We start from the raw sequence: 14,755 nt of genomic DNA on the forward strand, positions 1-14,755 counted from the left end.
GGTGAGCGATACTTTCGGTGTCCTGCTGGGCGGTGACGGTATCGGCGACCTGGTACGGCTGGGCCTGCGCCGCAACCCCAAGCGGGCACACCTGCTGGTGTCGACGGTGCTGGGCAAGCATATTCCCACCGACCCGGCTCTCGTGCGTGGTGCCGCGGATCGGCTCGCCGATCTGGTCATCGAACATATTGGTGTGGAAAAGTCATCTGCTGCAACGGTTCTGGGATTCGCCGAGACGGCCACCGGGCTGGGTCACTGCGTCGCCGACCGGATGGGTGCGGCCTGTTACCTGCATTCGACACGGCGGTGCGCCGGCGGGGTGAGCGTCACCGCGACATTCGAGGAGGGGCATTCGCACGCCACCACCCACTTCATCGAACCCACCGACGCCGCACTGTTCACCCCCGATGCGCCGGGCACCGAGGTGCCGCTGGTACTCGTCGACGACGAGATCTCCACCGGCGCCACCGCCTTGGAGGCGATAGCCGCACTGCACCAGCAGTATCCGCGGCCGTCGTACGTCGTGGCCTCGCTGGTGGACATGCGAGATGCCGACCAGCAGCGGCAGTGCGAGGTCGATGCGGCCGAGTTGGGTGTAAGCGTCGAGTTCGTCGCCCTCGCGCACGGAAGTATCGATCTTCCGAAGGGATTCACCGACGAGGTGTGTGCGCTGGCTGCACCCGCACTCAATCCCGTCGGGCCTGTCACGGGAAGCCTGGAGACGGTCCGGATTCCCTGGCCCGCAGAGGTTCCGGACGGCGGTCGGCACGGGTTCCTCCGTACCGATGGTCCGGCATTCGGCGAGGCCACCGCCGCGGTGAGTGCCGCCATCGCCGGAGTACTCGACACGTCGGCGCCGGCTGTGGTGGTCGGGCACGAGGAGTTCATGTACCTACCGCTATGCGTGGCCGAATATCTTGCGCAGGAGGGATTTACGGTGCGCTATCAGACATCGACGCGCTCACCCGCATATGTCCTCGACGAGCCGGGGTACCCGCTGCGGCGTGGCTTCGAGTTCCCCGCTCCCGAGGGGGACCACAGCGCGAAACGTTATCTCTACAACGCGGTGGTCGACGCCGCCGACCCGCGGGGTTCTCAGGTGGTGTTCGTGTGTGACCGGCCCGCCGACACCGACGAGTTGTACGGCTCCGGCGGCCTGGCCGATGTGCTGGCCCGTGCCGGACACAATGTGATTGTGGCCGTGGTGGATACACCGTCCCAACAGACACTGCGCGCAGCCAGGGAGGCACTATGACCACGCCACCGCTGACCGGCCCTGACTTCGGCTCTTACGCCGCGGGGGAGGTGACATGGCTGCTCAAGGATCTGTCCCACGTCGCGCTCGAAGGTGATATCGCCGACCGGGAACGGGCCATCCAGTCGGGCCGGGCACACTACGCCGAATCGCTGCCGGTGGAGTTCCAGCCGGACGAGGAGTACCAGAAGCTGTTCCGCACAGCGCTGTCCGAGAGCGCCGACCGGCTCGCCACCGCCATCGGCGCCGTCACCGACCTGCTGATCACCGACAGAGTTGCCAAGTCCGGGGCTACTGATCTGACCCTGGTGTCGCTGGCCCGGGCCGGCACCCCGGTGGGAATCCTCATGCGCCGCTGGGCGGCCCGCATCCATGGGCTCGACCTGCCGCACTACACCATCTCGATCGTCCGGGACCGCGGTATCGACTCGGTGGCGCTCGACTACATCGTTTCCCGGCACCGTCCGGAGTCGGTGGTGTTCGTCGATGGCTGGACCGGAAAGGGCGCCATCGCAAAGGAACTCACCGCCGCACTCGCCGAGTACGCGGCGGCCGGCGGTCCGGTTCTGTCCGACGACCTGGCCGTCCTCGCCGACCCCGGATACTGCGTGCGCACCTTCGGTACCCGCGACGATTTCCTCATCGCCTCGGCCTGCCTCAATTCGACGGTGTCCGGGCTGGTATCACGTACGGTGCTCAACAGCGACTACATCGGGCCCGGAGAATTCCACGGCGCCAAGTTCTACCGCGACCTGACCCCCTACGACGTGTCGAATCTGTTGCTGGACACGGTCGCCGACCGATTCACCGCGGTCCGTGACGCGGCCGCGCGGCAGTGCGCCGACGTGCTGGCCTCCGACCGGGAACCCACCTGGGCCGGCTGGCATTCCATCGAGAAGATTCAACACGAGTACGGCCTCGGGTCCATCAACTTCGTCAAACCCGGTGTGGGAGAAACCACCCGGGTCCTGCTGCGGCGGGTGCCGTGGAAGATCCTCGTCGACGCACCCGACCGTCCCGAACACGACCACATCCGGCTGCTGGCCGCCCAGCGCGACGTCCCCGTCGAAGTAGTGCACGGACTGGCGTACTCGTGTGTCGGACTGATCAAGGAGAACACCGAATGACCGTGCCGCTCATAGCAACCGATCTCGACCGCACCATGATTTTCTCGAAGGCCGCGATGGGGCCCGAGCAGTTCGGCAGACTCGACCTGCGATGCGTCGAGATCCACGAGGACGCGCCACTGTCGTTCATGACGGCCGACGCCGTCGACCTGCTCGACGCGCTGGCCGCGGCGGCACCGGTAGTGCCGGTGACCACCCGAACTCCCAAGCAGTACCGGCGGATCGCACTGCCCGGCAGACCATTCCGGTATGCCGTGGTGTCCAGTGGCGGCAGGATCATCACCGACGGCGCCGACGACAAGTCCTGGCGCGCCCACATCGACAGCCAATTATCCGGTGCGGGAGCCGACCTCGGCACCGTCGTCGCAGAACTCGAATCGCGGATCGATCAAGCGTGGGTCAAGAAGTTCCGCATCGCCGACGAGCTGTTCTGCTACATCGTCGTCCGTACCGAACGGCAACCGGCCGGGTTCCTGGCCGACTGGACAGGCTGGTGCGCCGAGCGTGGCTGGACCGTATCGCAGCAGGGCCGCAAGATCTACGCCCAGCCAGCCACCGTCACCAAGAGCGCGGCGCTGGCCGAGGTGCGGCGCAGACTCATCGACGACGGCACCCTGGCCGCGGCGGCGCCCGTGCTCGCCGCCGGTGACGGACTGCTCGACGCCGACCTGCTCGAGGCCGCGGACCGAGGGATCCGGCCCGCGCACGGCGAACTGCACGAACTGGACTTCCAGCGCGACCACGTGCGCGTAACCGAGACGGTCGGCGCGCTGGCCGGTGAAGAGATCCTCGCCTGGTTCCACGCCGCGATACCCGGCGAAAGCGCCGCCTGATCGACCCGCCCGACCCGCCATGCCGCACTTGCCCGAATCGTGACTTGGGAGACATGCCCTAGGGTGGTCGGCAACACCTGCGACACCAAACCTGAGGGAGCCGCCATCGTGACCGCATTGTCGAAGGGGCAGAACGCCCCGCTGCCGACACCCGACGTCGTCCTGTCCGTCGAGATCGGCACCGCTGCCGACGTGTCCGCCCTGCTGGTCACCCCTTCCGGCAAGGTGCGTACCGACAACGACTTCGTGTTCTTCAACCAGCCCACCGGCCCCGGCGTGCGGCTGGTCCCCGGTGCAGGCCTGGCGCAACTGCACATCAACACCGGCCAGGTCCCGGCCGAGATCGACGCGATCCGCGCCGTGATCACCCTCGACGACGCGTCGTCGTCGTTCGGGAGGTTCGCCGCGCCCACCGCCCGCGTCAGCGATACCTCCGGACGCGAGCTGTATTCGTACACGATCGGCGAGTTGTCGTCGGAGTCGGTGGTCATTGCCCTGGAGATCTACCGCCGCAATACCGACTGGAAGGTACGGGCCGTCGGACAGGGCTACGCGGGCGGATTCGCCGACCTGGTCCGCGATCACGGGGTGAGCGTCGACGACGCACCGGCACCGCCTCCCGCGCCGGCACCGGCCTACCAGCAGCCCGCACCCGCGCCGTCGTACCCGCAGCCCGCACCCGCGCCGTCGTACCAGCAGCCCGCGCCCGCATCGTCGTACCAGCAGCCCGCGCCGGCACCGGCCTACCAACAGCCCGCCCCCGCATACCAGCCTCCGCAGTCGTTCCCGCCTCCCACAGGGACACCCGCCGGGTACGGTCCGCCGCCCGAGATCAGTCTCAGCAAGAGCCGGCCCGTCAGCCTGGTCAAGGGTCAGAAGGTGACCCTGCGCAAGGAGGGTGGCGTCAAACTCACCGACGTGCAGATGGGACTGGGCTGGGACCCGGCGCAGGCCAAGTCGATGTTCGGGCGCAGCCGGGCCAGCTCGATCGACCTCGACGCCTCGGTGCTGATGTACTCGCAGGGCCGCTGCGTCGACGTCGTCTACTTCGGGCAACTCAAGAGCAAAGACTTCTCGATCCAGCATTCGGGCGACAACCTCACCGGCGAGGGTGACGGCGACGACGAGTCGGTGACCGTCGCGCTGCACAACGTCGCACCCAGCATCGACGCGCTCGTCTTCATCGTCACCTCGTACCGCGGTCAGACGTTCGAGGAGGTCGACAACGCCTACTGCAGGCTCGTCGATCTGACCACCGGCGCCGAACTGGCCCGCTACACCCTGCGTGGCGGAATGCCGTACACGGGTGTGACGATGGCCGTCATCAAACGGGAGGCCGGCGACTGGAAACTCACCGCCCTCGGTGACGGATTCCAGGGCAAGACCCCGAAAGACGCTCTGCCGCACGTCCAGAAATACGTGTAGTATCTTTCGCCGGTTGAGTCACCAGGGCATTGCCTTAGTGACTCAACCGGCGAAAAGGCCGTCAGCCGAGGGCGTCGTAGAAGGCTGTTTCGAGCTCCATGTACTTGGTGAACGAGGTCGGATCGCCGAACGGCAGGATCTGGGTGGCCCAGTAGCCGCCGAAACCGTTCTCGCGGTCGATCCAGTAGAACAGGTTGGCCAGACCCGCCCAGCCCTGCGCGCCCGCCGGACGTCCGGTGGGGGCCTTCTCGTTGTTGATCATGAACGGCAGCGACCACGACTTGGACTGTCCGGGGAAGAATTCCGCGGTGTTCGACAGCGACGGGATCACGCCGGGCAGTTCGGTCACCGGCAGGTCACCGAGGTGGTTCTGCACGGCCATCTCGACGGTCGACTCGGCCAGCACCCGGCCGTTCGCGCCCGCACCGTCGTTGAGCCACATCCGGATGAACTTCATGTAGTCGCCGACGGTGCCGTACAGCCCGTGACCGCCCATGTCGACCTCGGGCGGCGACGGCAGTTCCAGGTCCATCGGAGTGAGCGAGCCATCGTCGCCGCGGGCGTGGATCTCAGCCAGGCGCGGCCGGAAGTCGTCGCGCAGTTCGAAACTCACGTTCTCGATGCCGAGCGGGGCAAAGATCTTCTCTGCGAACACAGCTCCGAGACGCTTACCGGTGATGCCTTCGACGACCTGCCCGACCCAGTCGATGTTGGTGCCGTACTGCCAGCGCTCGCCCGGATCGAACAGCAGCGGCGTGGTGAGCGCGGCCATCGTGGCGGTGATGACGCTGGGCTGGCCGTGTTCCTCAGCCAACTTGCAGTAGTTGACGTCGAAGAAATCGTAGCCGAAACCGCCTGTGTGCGTGAGCAGTTGGCGGGTGGTGGGCACCGACTTGGGCGCACGCTGCACCGGGTTGCCGGCGTCGTCGAATCCTTCGAGGACCTGCAGTTCGCCGATCTTCGGTGCGTAGTCGGAGGCGGGTGCGTCGAGGTCGAGTTGACCGGCCTCGACGAGCTGCAGCGCGGCGGTCGCGGTGAACGCCTTGGTGGTGGAGAAGATGGCGAACACGTCGTCGGTGGTGATCGCATTATCTGTGCCGAGACGACGTACCCCCGCGGCACCCTCGTAGATGTTGCCGTCGCGGTCGGTCACCATCGCGACGACGCCGGGGACGCGGGCGTCGCCCTCGACGGCCGAGGCGAGCACGGCATCTGCCGCGGACGTGAACGCGGCCTGGTCTAGGGCCGGGGAGGCGCTGGTCATGATGTGAAATCCCCTCACGAAGGTTGTGTGACTGGTTAGCTGTACTTATAAACTCGGGTAGCCGGTGGCCGTGTCTCGTGTGGCCGGCGGCCGCGTCATCGAGTGCGGCCTGCCAGGCAGGCGCCGACTCCGTCCGTGTAGGACACCACACGACGCGCTGCTGCGGGCAAGGTTTGGTCCGGTTGGACCAGGAATTTTGTCCAACCGGCCAGGTCGTTCCCTGCCACTTCGTCGTGTCGCGTCCCATCACCACACGGCGTCACCACACCGGACGGGGAGTGCCGTCGCCCGCGAGGTCATCGAGCATGCCGGTGAACGATTTCAGTGCGACCGGACCCCACCGGGTTTCCAGCCGCTCGACCTCGGCCGCGGCTGTGCGCGACGCGGCGCGGGTGACCTGCCGCCCACGGGCGGTGAGTTCGATGATCGAGGCCCGACGGTCGGCTGGATCGGGCCGGCGCGCGACGTATCCATCGCGCACTAGGGCATCGACGATGGCCGACGCCGACTGTTTGGTGATGCCGAGGTGTTCGGCGAGCTGATTGATCGACGCGCCGGCACCGGAGATGCGGGCGAACACCAGGCCATACACGGGCCGCAGTCCGGGGTGACCGGAAGCGATCACGGCATCGTTTATCCGTTCGGCCACAGCCGAACTCGCCCGCATCAGTAGTAGCGACAATTCCTCCGCCCGAACAGCACGCCTTGACATATAGACAGCTTAACTGACTTAATTATGGACAGTTAGACTGTCTATTCTATTCGGAGGTTCCCGACATGCCCGTATTCACCATGACCGACGCCAGGCCGCACGAGATGCACGGTGCTCGATTCGAGTCGGTGGTCGCGCCATCGGCCGGCAGCACCGAACTGTGCGCCTGGCGCACCACCGTCACCCCCGGAACCGCCGGGCAACCACACACCGTCGACCACGAGGAGGTGTTCCTGGTACTCGCCGGAACCCCCACCATCACCCTCGACGGAACGCCGACGCGCGTGGCGTCGGGATCGGTGATCTTCGCGCCCGCGGGCAGCAGCGTCAAGCTCGACAACGACTCGGAAACCGAAGCGCAGCTGTGGGTCACGACGGTCGTCGGACTGACCGCGACCACCCCGACCGGCGACCGGATCGTGCCGCCCTGGACCCTGTAGTCCCGGCGCACCATTGAGGTAAATCGTTAGTAAGCCTTAGCATAAATCCCCCGGATTTGCTATCTACAATTTCTTGGTTCACTGACGTAACATGGCCGAGGGTTTGCGCAGCCGCGCGGACACGATCATCCGATCGACCGGAACACACGTAGGGGATTTCATGCATCAGGTCTTTCGACGCTCCGCCGCTGCCGCAGCCGCGGTAGCCGCCACCGCACTCATTGTCGCCGGTTGCGGCGACGACAACGACGACAACGCCTCGTCCTCGGCGGCCTCGTCGGTGCAGGTGTCCGCAGAAGCGAGCGCGGACGCCTCTGCCGGTGCCTCAGCGGGTGCCGACGCCTCCACTTCCGCCGACGCCTCCGCAGGTAAGGACGTCAAACTGACCGCCGCCGACGGCACCGAGGTGACGCTCACCGGCGCCATCGCGGCCAAGTTCAACGCCGCCACCGACAAGCAGCGGGCCGACCTCGGCAAGCCGCTGACCGGCGCCGATACCTCCGGCACCAGCGACAGCGGAATGACCTTCCAGCAGTTCGACGGCGGCGTGATCTCGTCCAAGGGCGACAACGCCTTCATCACCTGGGGCAAGATCCGCGACGCCTGGAACGTCAAGCGTGACGACACCGGCACCCCGTCGGAGTCGGGCAAGAGCGGCTCCACCGGACCGCTCGGCGCGCCAACCAGCGACGAGACCGACGAGGGCGGCCTCAAGCAGTCGACCTTCGAGAACGGCAAGATCACCTGGGATCCCAAGACCGACACCACCGAGGTGACCGTCAAGGACAAGGTCGTTCCCGCCAAGTAGGCACGAGAGCACTACCGCAGCACCCCGCAGCCCCACCTCGCTCAGGCGACGTGGGGCTGCGGCTTTCGCTCGGGCCCGCCTTTCGGCTAACTTGAATTGAGGTTCAAGTCAGCGGACCGATTCCCGTCGCTTCGCTCGCCCCGGAAGGAAACCCCATGGATACGACGACGCTGTTCTCCCTCGAAGGCCGCAGCGCGCTGGTCACCGGCGGCTCGCGCGGCATCGGCAAGATGATCGCCGAGGGGCTGCTGCGGCAGGGTGCCCGCGTCTATATCACCGCCCGCAAGGCCGCGGCCTGCGACGAGACCGCCAAGGAGTTGTCGGCGCTCGGGTTCGGACAGTGCGTCTCGCTGCCCGTCGACGTGTCCACCACCGAGGGCATCGAACAGCTCGTCGCCGCGTACTCCGCACATGAGCAGTCCCTCGATATCCTCGTCAACAACGCCGGGGCCGCGTGGGGCGCCGGATTCGACGAGTTTCCCGAAGCCGGCTGGGACAAGGTGATGGACGTGAACGTGAAGGCACCGTTCTTCCTCACCCAGAAGCTCAAGCCGCTGCTGCTGGCCGGGGCCGGAGGCGGGCACCTGGCCAAGGTCATCAACATCGCCTCCATCGACGGACAGTCGCTCAACCCGATGGAGACCTACTCCTATCACGCCAGCAAGGCCGGCCTGATTCACCTCACCAAGCGGATGGCCGTGAAGCTCGCCCCCGAGGGCATCGTCGTCAGCGCCATCGCGCCGGGCGCCTTCGCGTCGAACATGAACAAGGAGGCCCGCGACCACGGAGACCTGATCGCCGGCCACATCCCGTCGCGGCGCGTCGGCGAGCCCGAAGGACATGGCGGCGGCCGCGATCTACCTGGCCTCCCGCGCCGGTGACTACGTCGTCGGGTCGACGATCACCGTCGACGGCGGGGTGAACATCGCCCGCTGACCCGGCGGCATCCGGGCAGGCGCGCCTAGACTGGACGGGTTCCTGTCGTCAGCGAAAGAAGATGTGACCCATGACCGCCGCACTCACCCCGGAAGCCGAGCAGTCGGTCAGCAACATCGCCGCACGGTACGGGTTGTCCACCGATGCGGTGGTGGCCATGCTGTACGCCGTCAACTCCGGCGGCGGCACCATGGCGCAGTTCTCCATTCCCGAGCTCGGCGGCTCCGGCCAGTGGATGCGCGGCGGAATGACCATGGTGGGCAACATGTTCGACAACAACCTCAAGGCGCGGGTGGACAATCTGTGCAACGAGCTGTCGCAGTTGCTGGCCACCACCATCGTGTTTCCGCCCGCCCCGGCCGGGGTGGGTGGGTCGCAGATAGTCGGGTTCACCGCCGGCAACTGGTGGCCCGCCGACCTCGGCGTACCCAGTTCGACAGGCGCGCAGAACGGGGCGCGGTACGCGATCTTCCCGGCCACCGCCCGCCTGGCCGTCGAATCTGGCGGTGTGACCAGGGTTTACGACACCGGTCAGCATCAGATCGGCGGGGTCCAGCAACAGCAGGGCGGGCTCGCCGGCACGGTGTCGTTCACCAGCCAGTTCGGCACCTTCGACACCACCTCACTAGTCGAGCTGACCGGTGGGCAGGTGGCCGCCACCCCGGTCGCCGCGCCGGCACCTGAACCGTACGTGGAGCCGATCGCCGAACCGGTTCCCTCCGCGCCGGGCGGTCCGGGTGGTTCCGACGACATCTTCGCCGCCATCGAATCCCTTGCGGGACTTCACCAACGGGGAATACTCACCGACGAGGAGTTCGCCACCAAGAAGGCGGAACTGCTCGGCCGACTGTAACAACCATCACCCGGCACGATCCTGCCGGTAGACTGTGGCACCGATGAGCAGCAAATCGCAGGACAAGGCCAAGCGCAGGGCCCGACGTAAGGCAAAGAGTGCCGGCGGCGAGCGGGACTCCAATGTGGTCCCGCTGTTCGGTCCGCCGCCGATCCCCTACGTCGACGAGTTCACCGACTGGGTCGCCGACACGATCTTCGACGGCGACATGACGACCACCAACAGTCTGCTGGCGCAACTCCAGATCATCGTCGCCGCGATACGACAGGCACACCCCCGTTTCGACCCCACTGCCTGGACCATCGCCGACATCGACGCGATGGTCAGCTTCCTCGAGTACATGCAGTCCGAGGACAACGTGTCGCTGGACCAGGCGCGCGCGATCGCACTGTCCGCACAAGCCTATCTAAGCTACCTCGATGAACAAGACCTGTGGGCCGGCGATGATGACGTCGCCGACTACGCGCGGACGGAACTAATGTCGGCCGTCGGCCTCGAACAGTCGGCGGCGATGATCGGTGATGTTGACGAGGACGACGAGCGGGCGGCTCTGCTCGCGACCAGGCCGGTATCGCGGCTCATCGAGTTGGCAGCGTGGATCGGCGACGAACGCCCCACCACCCCACATCTGTGGCTCAAGCCGGCGTTGCTCCCGCAACTCGCCGAGGCACTCTCGGTCGAACTGTCGCCGAGCACGAGGAGCATGAGTTCATGTACGCCGCTGCGTGATGTCTGGGAGCAGGCCCGGGCCATCGCGGTGATCGAAGTCAACGGCGTGCGCGCGGTGCCCGGCAAAGCGGCTGCGCTGTGGCACCCGGACGCGCCGATCGAGGTCCTGCGGCTGGGCCTGGCCTCCTGGATCGGGATGCGTTTCGACGAGATCGCCGACGACCCGGAACTGGTGTCCACGTTCTCCGGCGTCATAGTCGGCGGAATGACCGGCCTGCCGGCGGGCAAGCACCACATCAACATGTGGCCAGAACTGCACGGCGTCGACCGCACAGTCGTCCGCGACACCCTCCGACTCCTCGATGATGCCGTCGACGACGGCTGGGTGAGCGTCGTCGACGACGAGTTCGTGGTCCCCGAAGCGCTTCGGCCGGCGGTGGTCATGGCCATTCCCGCACCGGACGGCGCCGACGGCATCGACGACGCCGAACCGGCACTGCTCACCGTGCGTGTCGCCCTCGACGGCACCGAGCCACAGGTGTGGCGGCGCATCGAACTCGATTCGGAGACAACACTTGACGAGTTCCACGAGATCCTTCAGGTCACCTTCGACTGGGATGACAGCCACCTGCATCAATTCACCGCGGACGGATGCACTTTCGTGCCCGACCACCAACTCGCCGACAGCGTCGGATGTGCTCATGCCGAGGACGAATCGGAGATCGGTGACTTCCTGACCGCACCGGGCAACCGGATGATCTACGAGTATGACTTCGGCGACGGGTGGCGGCACGTCATCACCCTCGAAAAGACGTCATCACCCGGCACCGACGGGCCCGCCTACATCACCGATGGCGCCGGGATGGCACCGCTCGAAGATGTGGGCGGACCGGGTGGCTGGCTGGATTTCGTTGCCGCGGTGAATGATCCGGACGATCCCCGCTGCCAGGAACTCCGGGAATGGGCGGGCATGGACGACGCCAAGCCGCTCGACGCGGCGGCGTTCGACCGGCCGTCCACCAACCGTCAGTTACGCCGACTCGGCCTGTAGCGGCTCCCGCTCCCCTACGGCATCACCAGGACTGCTTTCACTGCCTTTCCGGAGGCGGTGTCGGCGATGGCCTGTTCGATCTGATCGAACGGGTAGGTGGTGATGAGTTTGTCGAACGGAAACAGACCGGCCTCGTACAGACTCAGCATCTGCGGGATGAAGGTCTGCGGGATCGCGTCGCCCTCGATCGCCCCGATGATCGTCTTGCCCGTCGCCGACACCAGGCCGAGGTCGATGGACGAACCGGGCCGGGGAACGCCGACGAGGGCGATTTTGGCGCCGAAGGCCGCGGCCTGGATCAGCGACGCGATCACCGGAGCGACACCGGTGGTGTCGAGCACGAAATCCACTCCGCCGCCGGTGATCTCCATGATCTTCTCGATCGGATCAGCGTCCTTGGAGTTGATGGTGTGGGTGGCGCCCAGGCTTGCCGCGACCTCCAGACGTTCGTCGAGAATGTCGATGGCGATGATGGTGGTTGCCCCCGCGACCTTGGCACCCATGATCCCGGACAGGCCGACCGCCCCGGTGCCCGCGACGGCGATCGTGCCGCCCGCGGGCACCGCCAGCGAGTTGAGCACCGTGCCCGCACCGGTTTGTATCCCGCAGCCAAGCGGACCGACGAGTTCGACGGGAACGCCGGCGGGGAGCTTCACGAGGTTCTTTTCCTGCGCGACAGCGTGGGTGGCGAACGACGACTGACCGAAGAAGTTGCTCGACACCCGGTTGCCGTCCGCGTCGGCGAGCGTGGTGGTGCCGTTCTCGCGGGCGCCACCGAAGTTGAGTGCCATGAAGTTGACACAGTAGGCCTCGCGCCCGGCCAGGCAGTTGCGGCACCTGCCGCACGCCGCAAAAGACAGCGCGACGGCATCGCCGACAGCGAAACCGCTGACCGCACTGCCGATCTGCTCGATGACGCCGGACCCCTCATGGCCGAGGACGATCGGGAACGCCGCAGGAATATGACCGTGCTGGACGGCGAGGTCGGTGTGACACAAACCCACCGCGGTGATCTTCACGATGACCTCGTCGGGTTCGATATCGCCGATGACCAGGTCGGCGAAGACGAAGGGCTCATCGACGCCGCTCAGGACCGCGGCGTGAACAGGTGTCGGCATGGGGTCTCCCTTTCTCTTCGGCGAGGAAGTTCGCCTGGAATCGTCCCATCAACGTACTGCGATGTTTCGCGCACCGCTCGGATTCGGGCACAGTCGGTCAGAGGCGCCTTGGCGTTCATTCGGGCAGCGGGTCCGTCAGGTAGTGCTGGACGGTCGGGCCGATGTGGGCGGCGAGGTCGTCGAGGCTCATCGAAGTGATCGGTTCCAGGCGGACTATGTAGCGCAGCAACAGGACTCCGGCTACCTGGCTTACGGCGAGGGCTGCGCGGGTGGCCGCGGTGGCGGGGTCGAGTTCCGCGTTAGCCGCCAGCGCATTGGTGACGATGTCGCCGAGGAAGGTCCGTAGAATCGTCGAGTCGGGGTCGGTGACCTGTGCTTTGAGCAGGGCGATACCGGCCTGTTGGTGGTCGCAGTCCCAGAAGCCGATGACCGCCCGGACCATTGTTTCGCCGAGTCGGTCGCGGGGTACCGATGTCAGTGCCGTCAGCAGGGTTTCGGGGTCGAGCGGGATGGCGACAGCGGCCAGGAACAGTTCGCGTTTGGTGCCGAAGTAGTGATGGACGAGGGCGGCGTCGACACCCGCAGCGTCAGCAACGGCACGCACCGATGTTCCGGCAAATCCACGTTCGGCGAACAAGTTTCGCGCATTCGCGAGCACCAGGCCGCGGGTGTCGGGGGATCCTGGGCGACGTCCGCCGCGGCGGCCGCTCATTCGGTTCTCCGCCGCAGCGTTGCCGACGCCAGCGTCAGAGCCACGATCACCCAGCCCACGATCACGGCCACGTCCCGCCACAGTGCTCCGGTCGGGTTCGTGTGGGCGGCAACCTCTTTGAGAGCATCAACGGCATAGGTGAGCGGCAGAACAGCGGAGATCGCCTCCATCCATCCGGGCAGGTCCGCGCGCGGCACGAACAGTCCGCACACGAACAATTGTGGGAAGACGACGGCCGGCATGAACTGGACGGCTTGAAACTCGCTGTTGGCGAACGCACTACACAGCAGGCCCAACCCCACACCCAGCGTCCCGGACAGCACAGCCACCACACCGACGAGCCAGATCGAGCCTTCGACGGTCAGCCCGAGCAGGCCGACGGTGACCGCACACGCGACGATCGCCTGCGCCGCGGCCATGAGGGAGAACGCCAGACCGTATCCGCCCAGCAGATCCAGCCGGCTGATCGGGGTGGTGAGCAGACGTTCGAGGGTTCCCGAACTGCGTTCGCGCAGCATCGCAATCGAGGTCACCAGGAACATACTCACGAACGGCATGATGCCCAGCACGGGGGTGGCGAACTGATCGAAACGGTGACTGCCGCCGGGCAGGTCGTCGAACATGAAGTACAGCAACGTCATCATGACGGTGGGAATCATCAGCATCATCACGAGGGTGCGCGGGTCGGCGCGCAGTTGCCGCAGAACACGGACGGCGGTGGCACCGAGGAGCCCCGGATGGATCGGTGCGGATGAAACCTCCTGCGTTGCAATATTACTCATCGTTCACTCTCCTCGATCAAAGCCAGGAACGCCCGCTCGAGATTGGTCTGCCCTGTCCGGGTTCGTAGTTCGGCGGGGGCCAGCTCGGCGACCAGTGCACCCTCGCGCATCAGGATTAGGTTGTCGCACTGTTCGGCCTCGTCCATGACGTGGCTCGACACCAGCAGCGTGACACCGTCGTCGGCGAGGCGCCGGAACCGTCGCCACAGGTCGGCGCGCAGCACCGGGTCGAGCCCGACGGTCGGTTCGTCGAGGATCAGCACCTGCGGCCGCGACACCAGCGCACACGCCAGCGACACACGGCTGCGTTGCCCACCCGAGAGGGCCCCTGCTTTCCGGTCCGCTTGATCGTCAAGACCGACCACCGAAATCGTCTCGGCCACAGCATCTTCAGATCCGAGGATGGTGGCGAAGTAGCGTACGTTCTGGGAAACCGTGAGGTCGGTGTACACCGACGCCGCCTGGGTGACATAACCGACCGATCCCCGAAGTCCCGCAGCGCCGGCCGGCTGCCCGAGAACCTCGACCGACCCGGACACGTTCCGCTGCGTCCCGACGATCGCCCGCATCAGCGTCGTCTTCCCACAGCCCGACGGCCCGAGCAATCCGGTGATCGCGCCACGTGGGATCGCGATGTCGATGCCGCTGAGCACCTGGTGACCGCCCCGACGGACCGACACACCCGCACAGCGGATCGCCACCTGCCCCGGCGATAACTCACCACTCGATGAATTCATCATGCGATGAATTATTGACCCACGCCGACGACC

The 14,755-nt window shown here is 66.3% G+C and carries 14 protein-coding genes and 1 pseudogene; 9 read left to right on the forward strand and 6 right to left on the reverse strand.

Annotated elements, in window-relative coordinates; all coding sequences use genetic code 11:
* Window position 1: 1 nt before the first annotated feature.
* From KDB67_RS19070 to KDB67_RS19085, 4 genes are all read left to right on the forward strand, one after another.
* Window positions 2-1,255 (forward strand): phosphoribosyltransferase family protein, encoded by a 1,254-nt coding sequence (locus tag KDB67_RS19070; protein WP_291019256.1) that lies wholly within the window; start codon window positions 2-4, stop codon window positions 1,253-1,255.
* Window positions 1,252-2,382 (forward strand): cysteine protease StiP family protein, encoded by a 1,131-nt coding sequence (locus KDB67_RS19075; protein ID WP_291019258.1) that lies wholly within the window; start codon window positions 1,252-1,254, stop codon window positions 2,380-2,382. The genes KDB67_RS19070 and KDB67_RS19075 overlap by 4 nt, the downstream gene beginning before the upstream one ends.
* Window positions 2,379-3,215, forward strand: coding sequence for an HAD family hydrolase (locus KDB67_RS19080; RefSeq protein ID WP_291019260.1), 837 nt, complete (start codon window positions 2,379-2,381; stop codon window positions 3,213-3,215). Before KDB67_RS19075 ends, KDB67_RS19080 begins: the two co-directional genes overlap by 4 nt.
* A 108-nt stretch (window positions 3,216-3,323) precedes the next feature.
* A complete protein-coding gene (locus tag KDB67_RS19085) occupies window positions 3,324-4,640 on the forward strand; it encodes a TerD family protein (RefSeq protein ID WP_291019262.1) in 1,317 nt (438 codons plus the stop codon).
* A 61-nt stretch (window positions 4,641-4,701) separates the two neighbouring features.
* On the opposite strand, the gene KDB67_RS19090 is transcribed toward KDB67_RS19085, so the two are convergent.
* Entirely contained in the window at window positions 4,702-5,904 is a 1,203-nt protein-coding gene (locus KDB67_RS19090; RefSeq protein WP_291019272.1) for a serine hydrolase domain-containing protein, read from the reverse strand.
* 259 nt (window positions 5,905-6,163) lie between these two features.
* Window positions 6,164-6,616: a MarR family transcriptional regulator gene (locus KDB67_RS19095; protein ID WP_291019275.1), complete on the reverse strand. Its 453-nt coding sequence runs from the start codon at window positions 6,614-6,616 to the stop codon at window positions 6,164-6,166.
* Window positions 6,617-6,681: 65 nt separating this feature from the next.
* On the opposite strand from KDB67_RS19095, the gene KDB67_RS19100 reads away from it, so the two are divergent.
* The 5 genes and pseudogenes from KDB67_RS19100 (at window position 6,682) to KDB67_RS19120 (ending at window position 11,373) form a co-directional block, all read left to right on the forward strand.
* Window positions 6,682-7,056: a cupin domain-containing protein gene (locus tag KDB67_RS19100; RefSeq protein WP_291019278.1), complete on the forward strand. Its 375-nt coding sequence runs from the start codon at window positions 6,682-6,684 to the stop codon at window positions 7,054-7,056.
* A gap of 160 nt (window positions 7,057-7,216) precedes the next feature.
* Window positions 7,217-7,864, forward strand: coding sequence for a hypothetical protein (locus KDB67_RS19105; protein WP_291019281.1), 648 nt, complete (start codon window positions 7,217-7,219; stop codon window positions 7,862-7,864).
* A gap of 155 nt (window positions 7,865-8,019) precedes the next feature.
* Window positions 8,020-8,800: pseudogene (locus KDB67_RS19110) on the forward strand (SDR family oxidoreductase).
* A 70-nt stretch (window positions 8,801-8,870) separates the two neighbouring features.
* The gene (locus KDB67_RS19115; protein WP_291019283.1) at window positions 8,871-9,653 is read left to right on the forward strand and encodes an SHOCT domain-containing protein; all 783 of its coding nucleotides are present in this window, start codon (window positions 8,871-8,873) and stop codon (window positions 9,651-9,653) included.
* A gap of 43 nt (window positions 9,654-9,696) precedes the next feature.
* A complete protein-coding gene (locus KDB67_RS19120; RefSeq protein ID WP_291019287.1) occupies window positions 9,697-11,373 on the forward strand; it encodes a plasmid pRiA4b ORF-3 family protein in 1,677 nt (558 codons plus the stop codon).
* A 14-nt stretch (window positions 11,374-11,387) separates the two neighbouring features.
* Here the strand turns inward: KDB67_RS19120 and KDB67_RS19125 are convergent, their stop codons facing one another.
* The 4 genes from KDB67_RS19125 to KDB67_RS19140 all read right to left on the reverse strand — a co-directional run bounded on the left by KDB67_RS19125 (window position 11,388) and on the right by KDB67_RS19140 (window position 14,725).
* Entirely contained in the window at window positions 11,388-12,491 is a 1,104-nt protein-coding gene (locus tag KDB67_RS19125) for an NAD(P)-dependent alcohol dehydrogenase (RefSeq protein WP_291019290.1), read from the reverse strand.
* A gap of 115 nt (window positions 12,492-12,606) precedes the next feature.
* Window positions 12,607-13,203, reverse strand: a complete 597-nt coding sequence (locus tag KDB67_RS19130) for a TetR family transcriptional regulator (protein ID WP_291019294.1) — start codon at window positions 13,201-13,203, stop codon at window positions 12,607-12,609.
* Window positions 13,200-13,985: an ABC transporter permease gene (locus tag KDB67_RS19135; protein WP_291019297.1), complete on the reverse strand. Its 786-nt coding sequence runs from the start codon at window positions 13,983-13,985 to the stop codon at window positions 13,200-13,202. Before KDB67_RS19135 ends, KDB67_RS19130 begins: the two co-directional genes overlap by 4 nt.
* Window positions 13,982-14,725, reverse strand: a complete 744-nt coding sequence (locus tag KDB67_RS19140; RefSeq protein WP_291019301.1) for an ABC transporter ATP-binding protein — start codon at window positions 14,723-14,725, stop codon at window positions 13,982-13,984. Before KDB67_RS19140 ends, KDB67_RS19135 begins: the two co-directional genes overlap by 4 nt.
* Between the last annotated feature and the right edge of the window lie 30 nt (window positions 14,726-14,755).

Origin of the sequence: Gordonia sp. (in: high G+C Gram-positive bacteria), assembly GCF_020438995.1 — a bacterium.
GTDB lineage: Bacteria > Actinomycetota > Actinomycetes > Mycobacteriales > Mycobacteriaceae > Gordonia.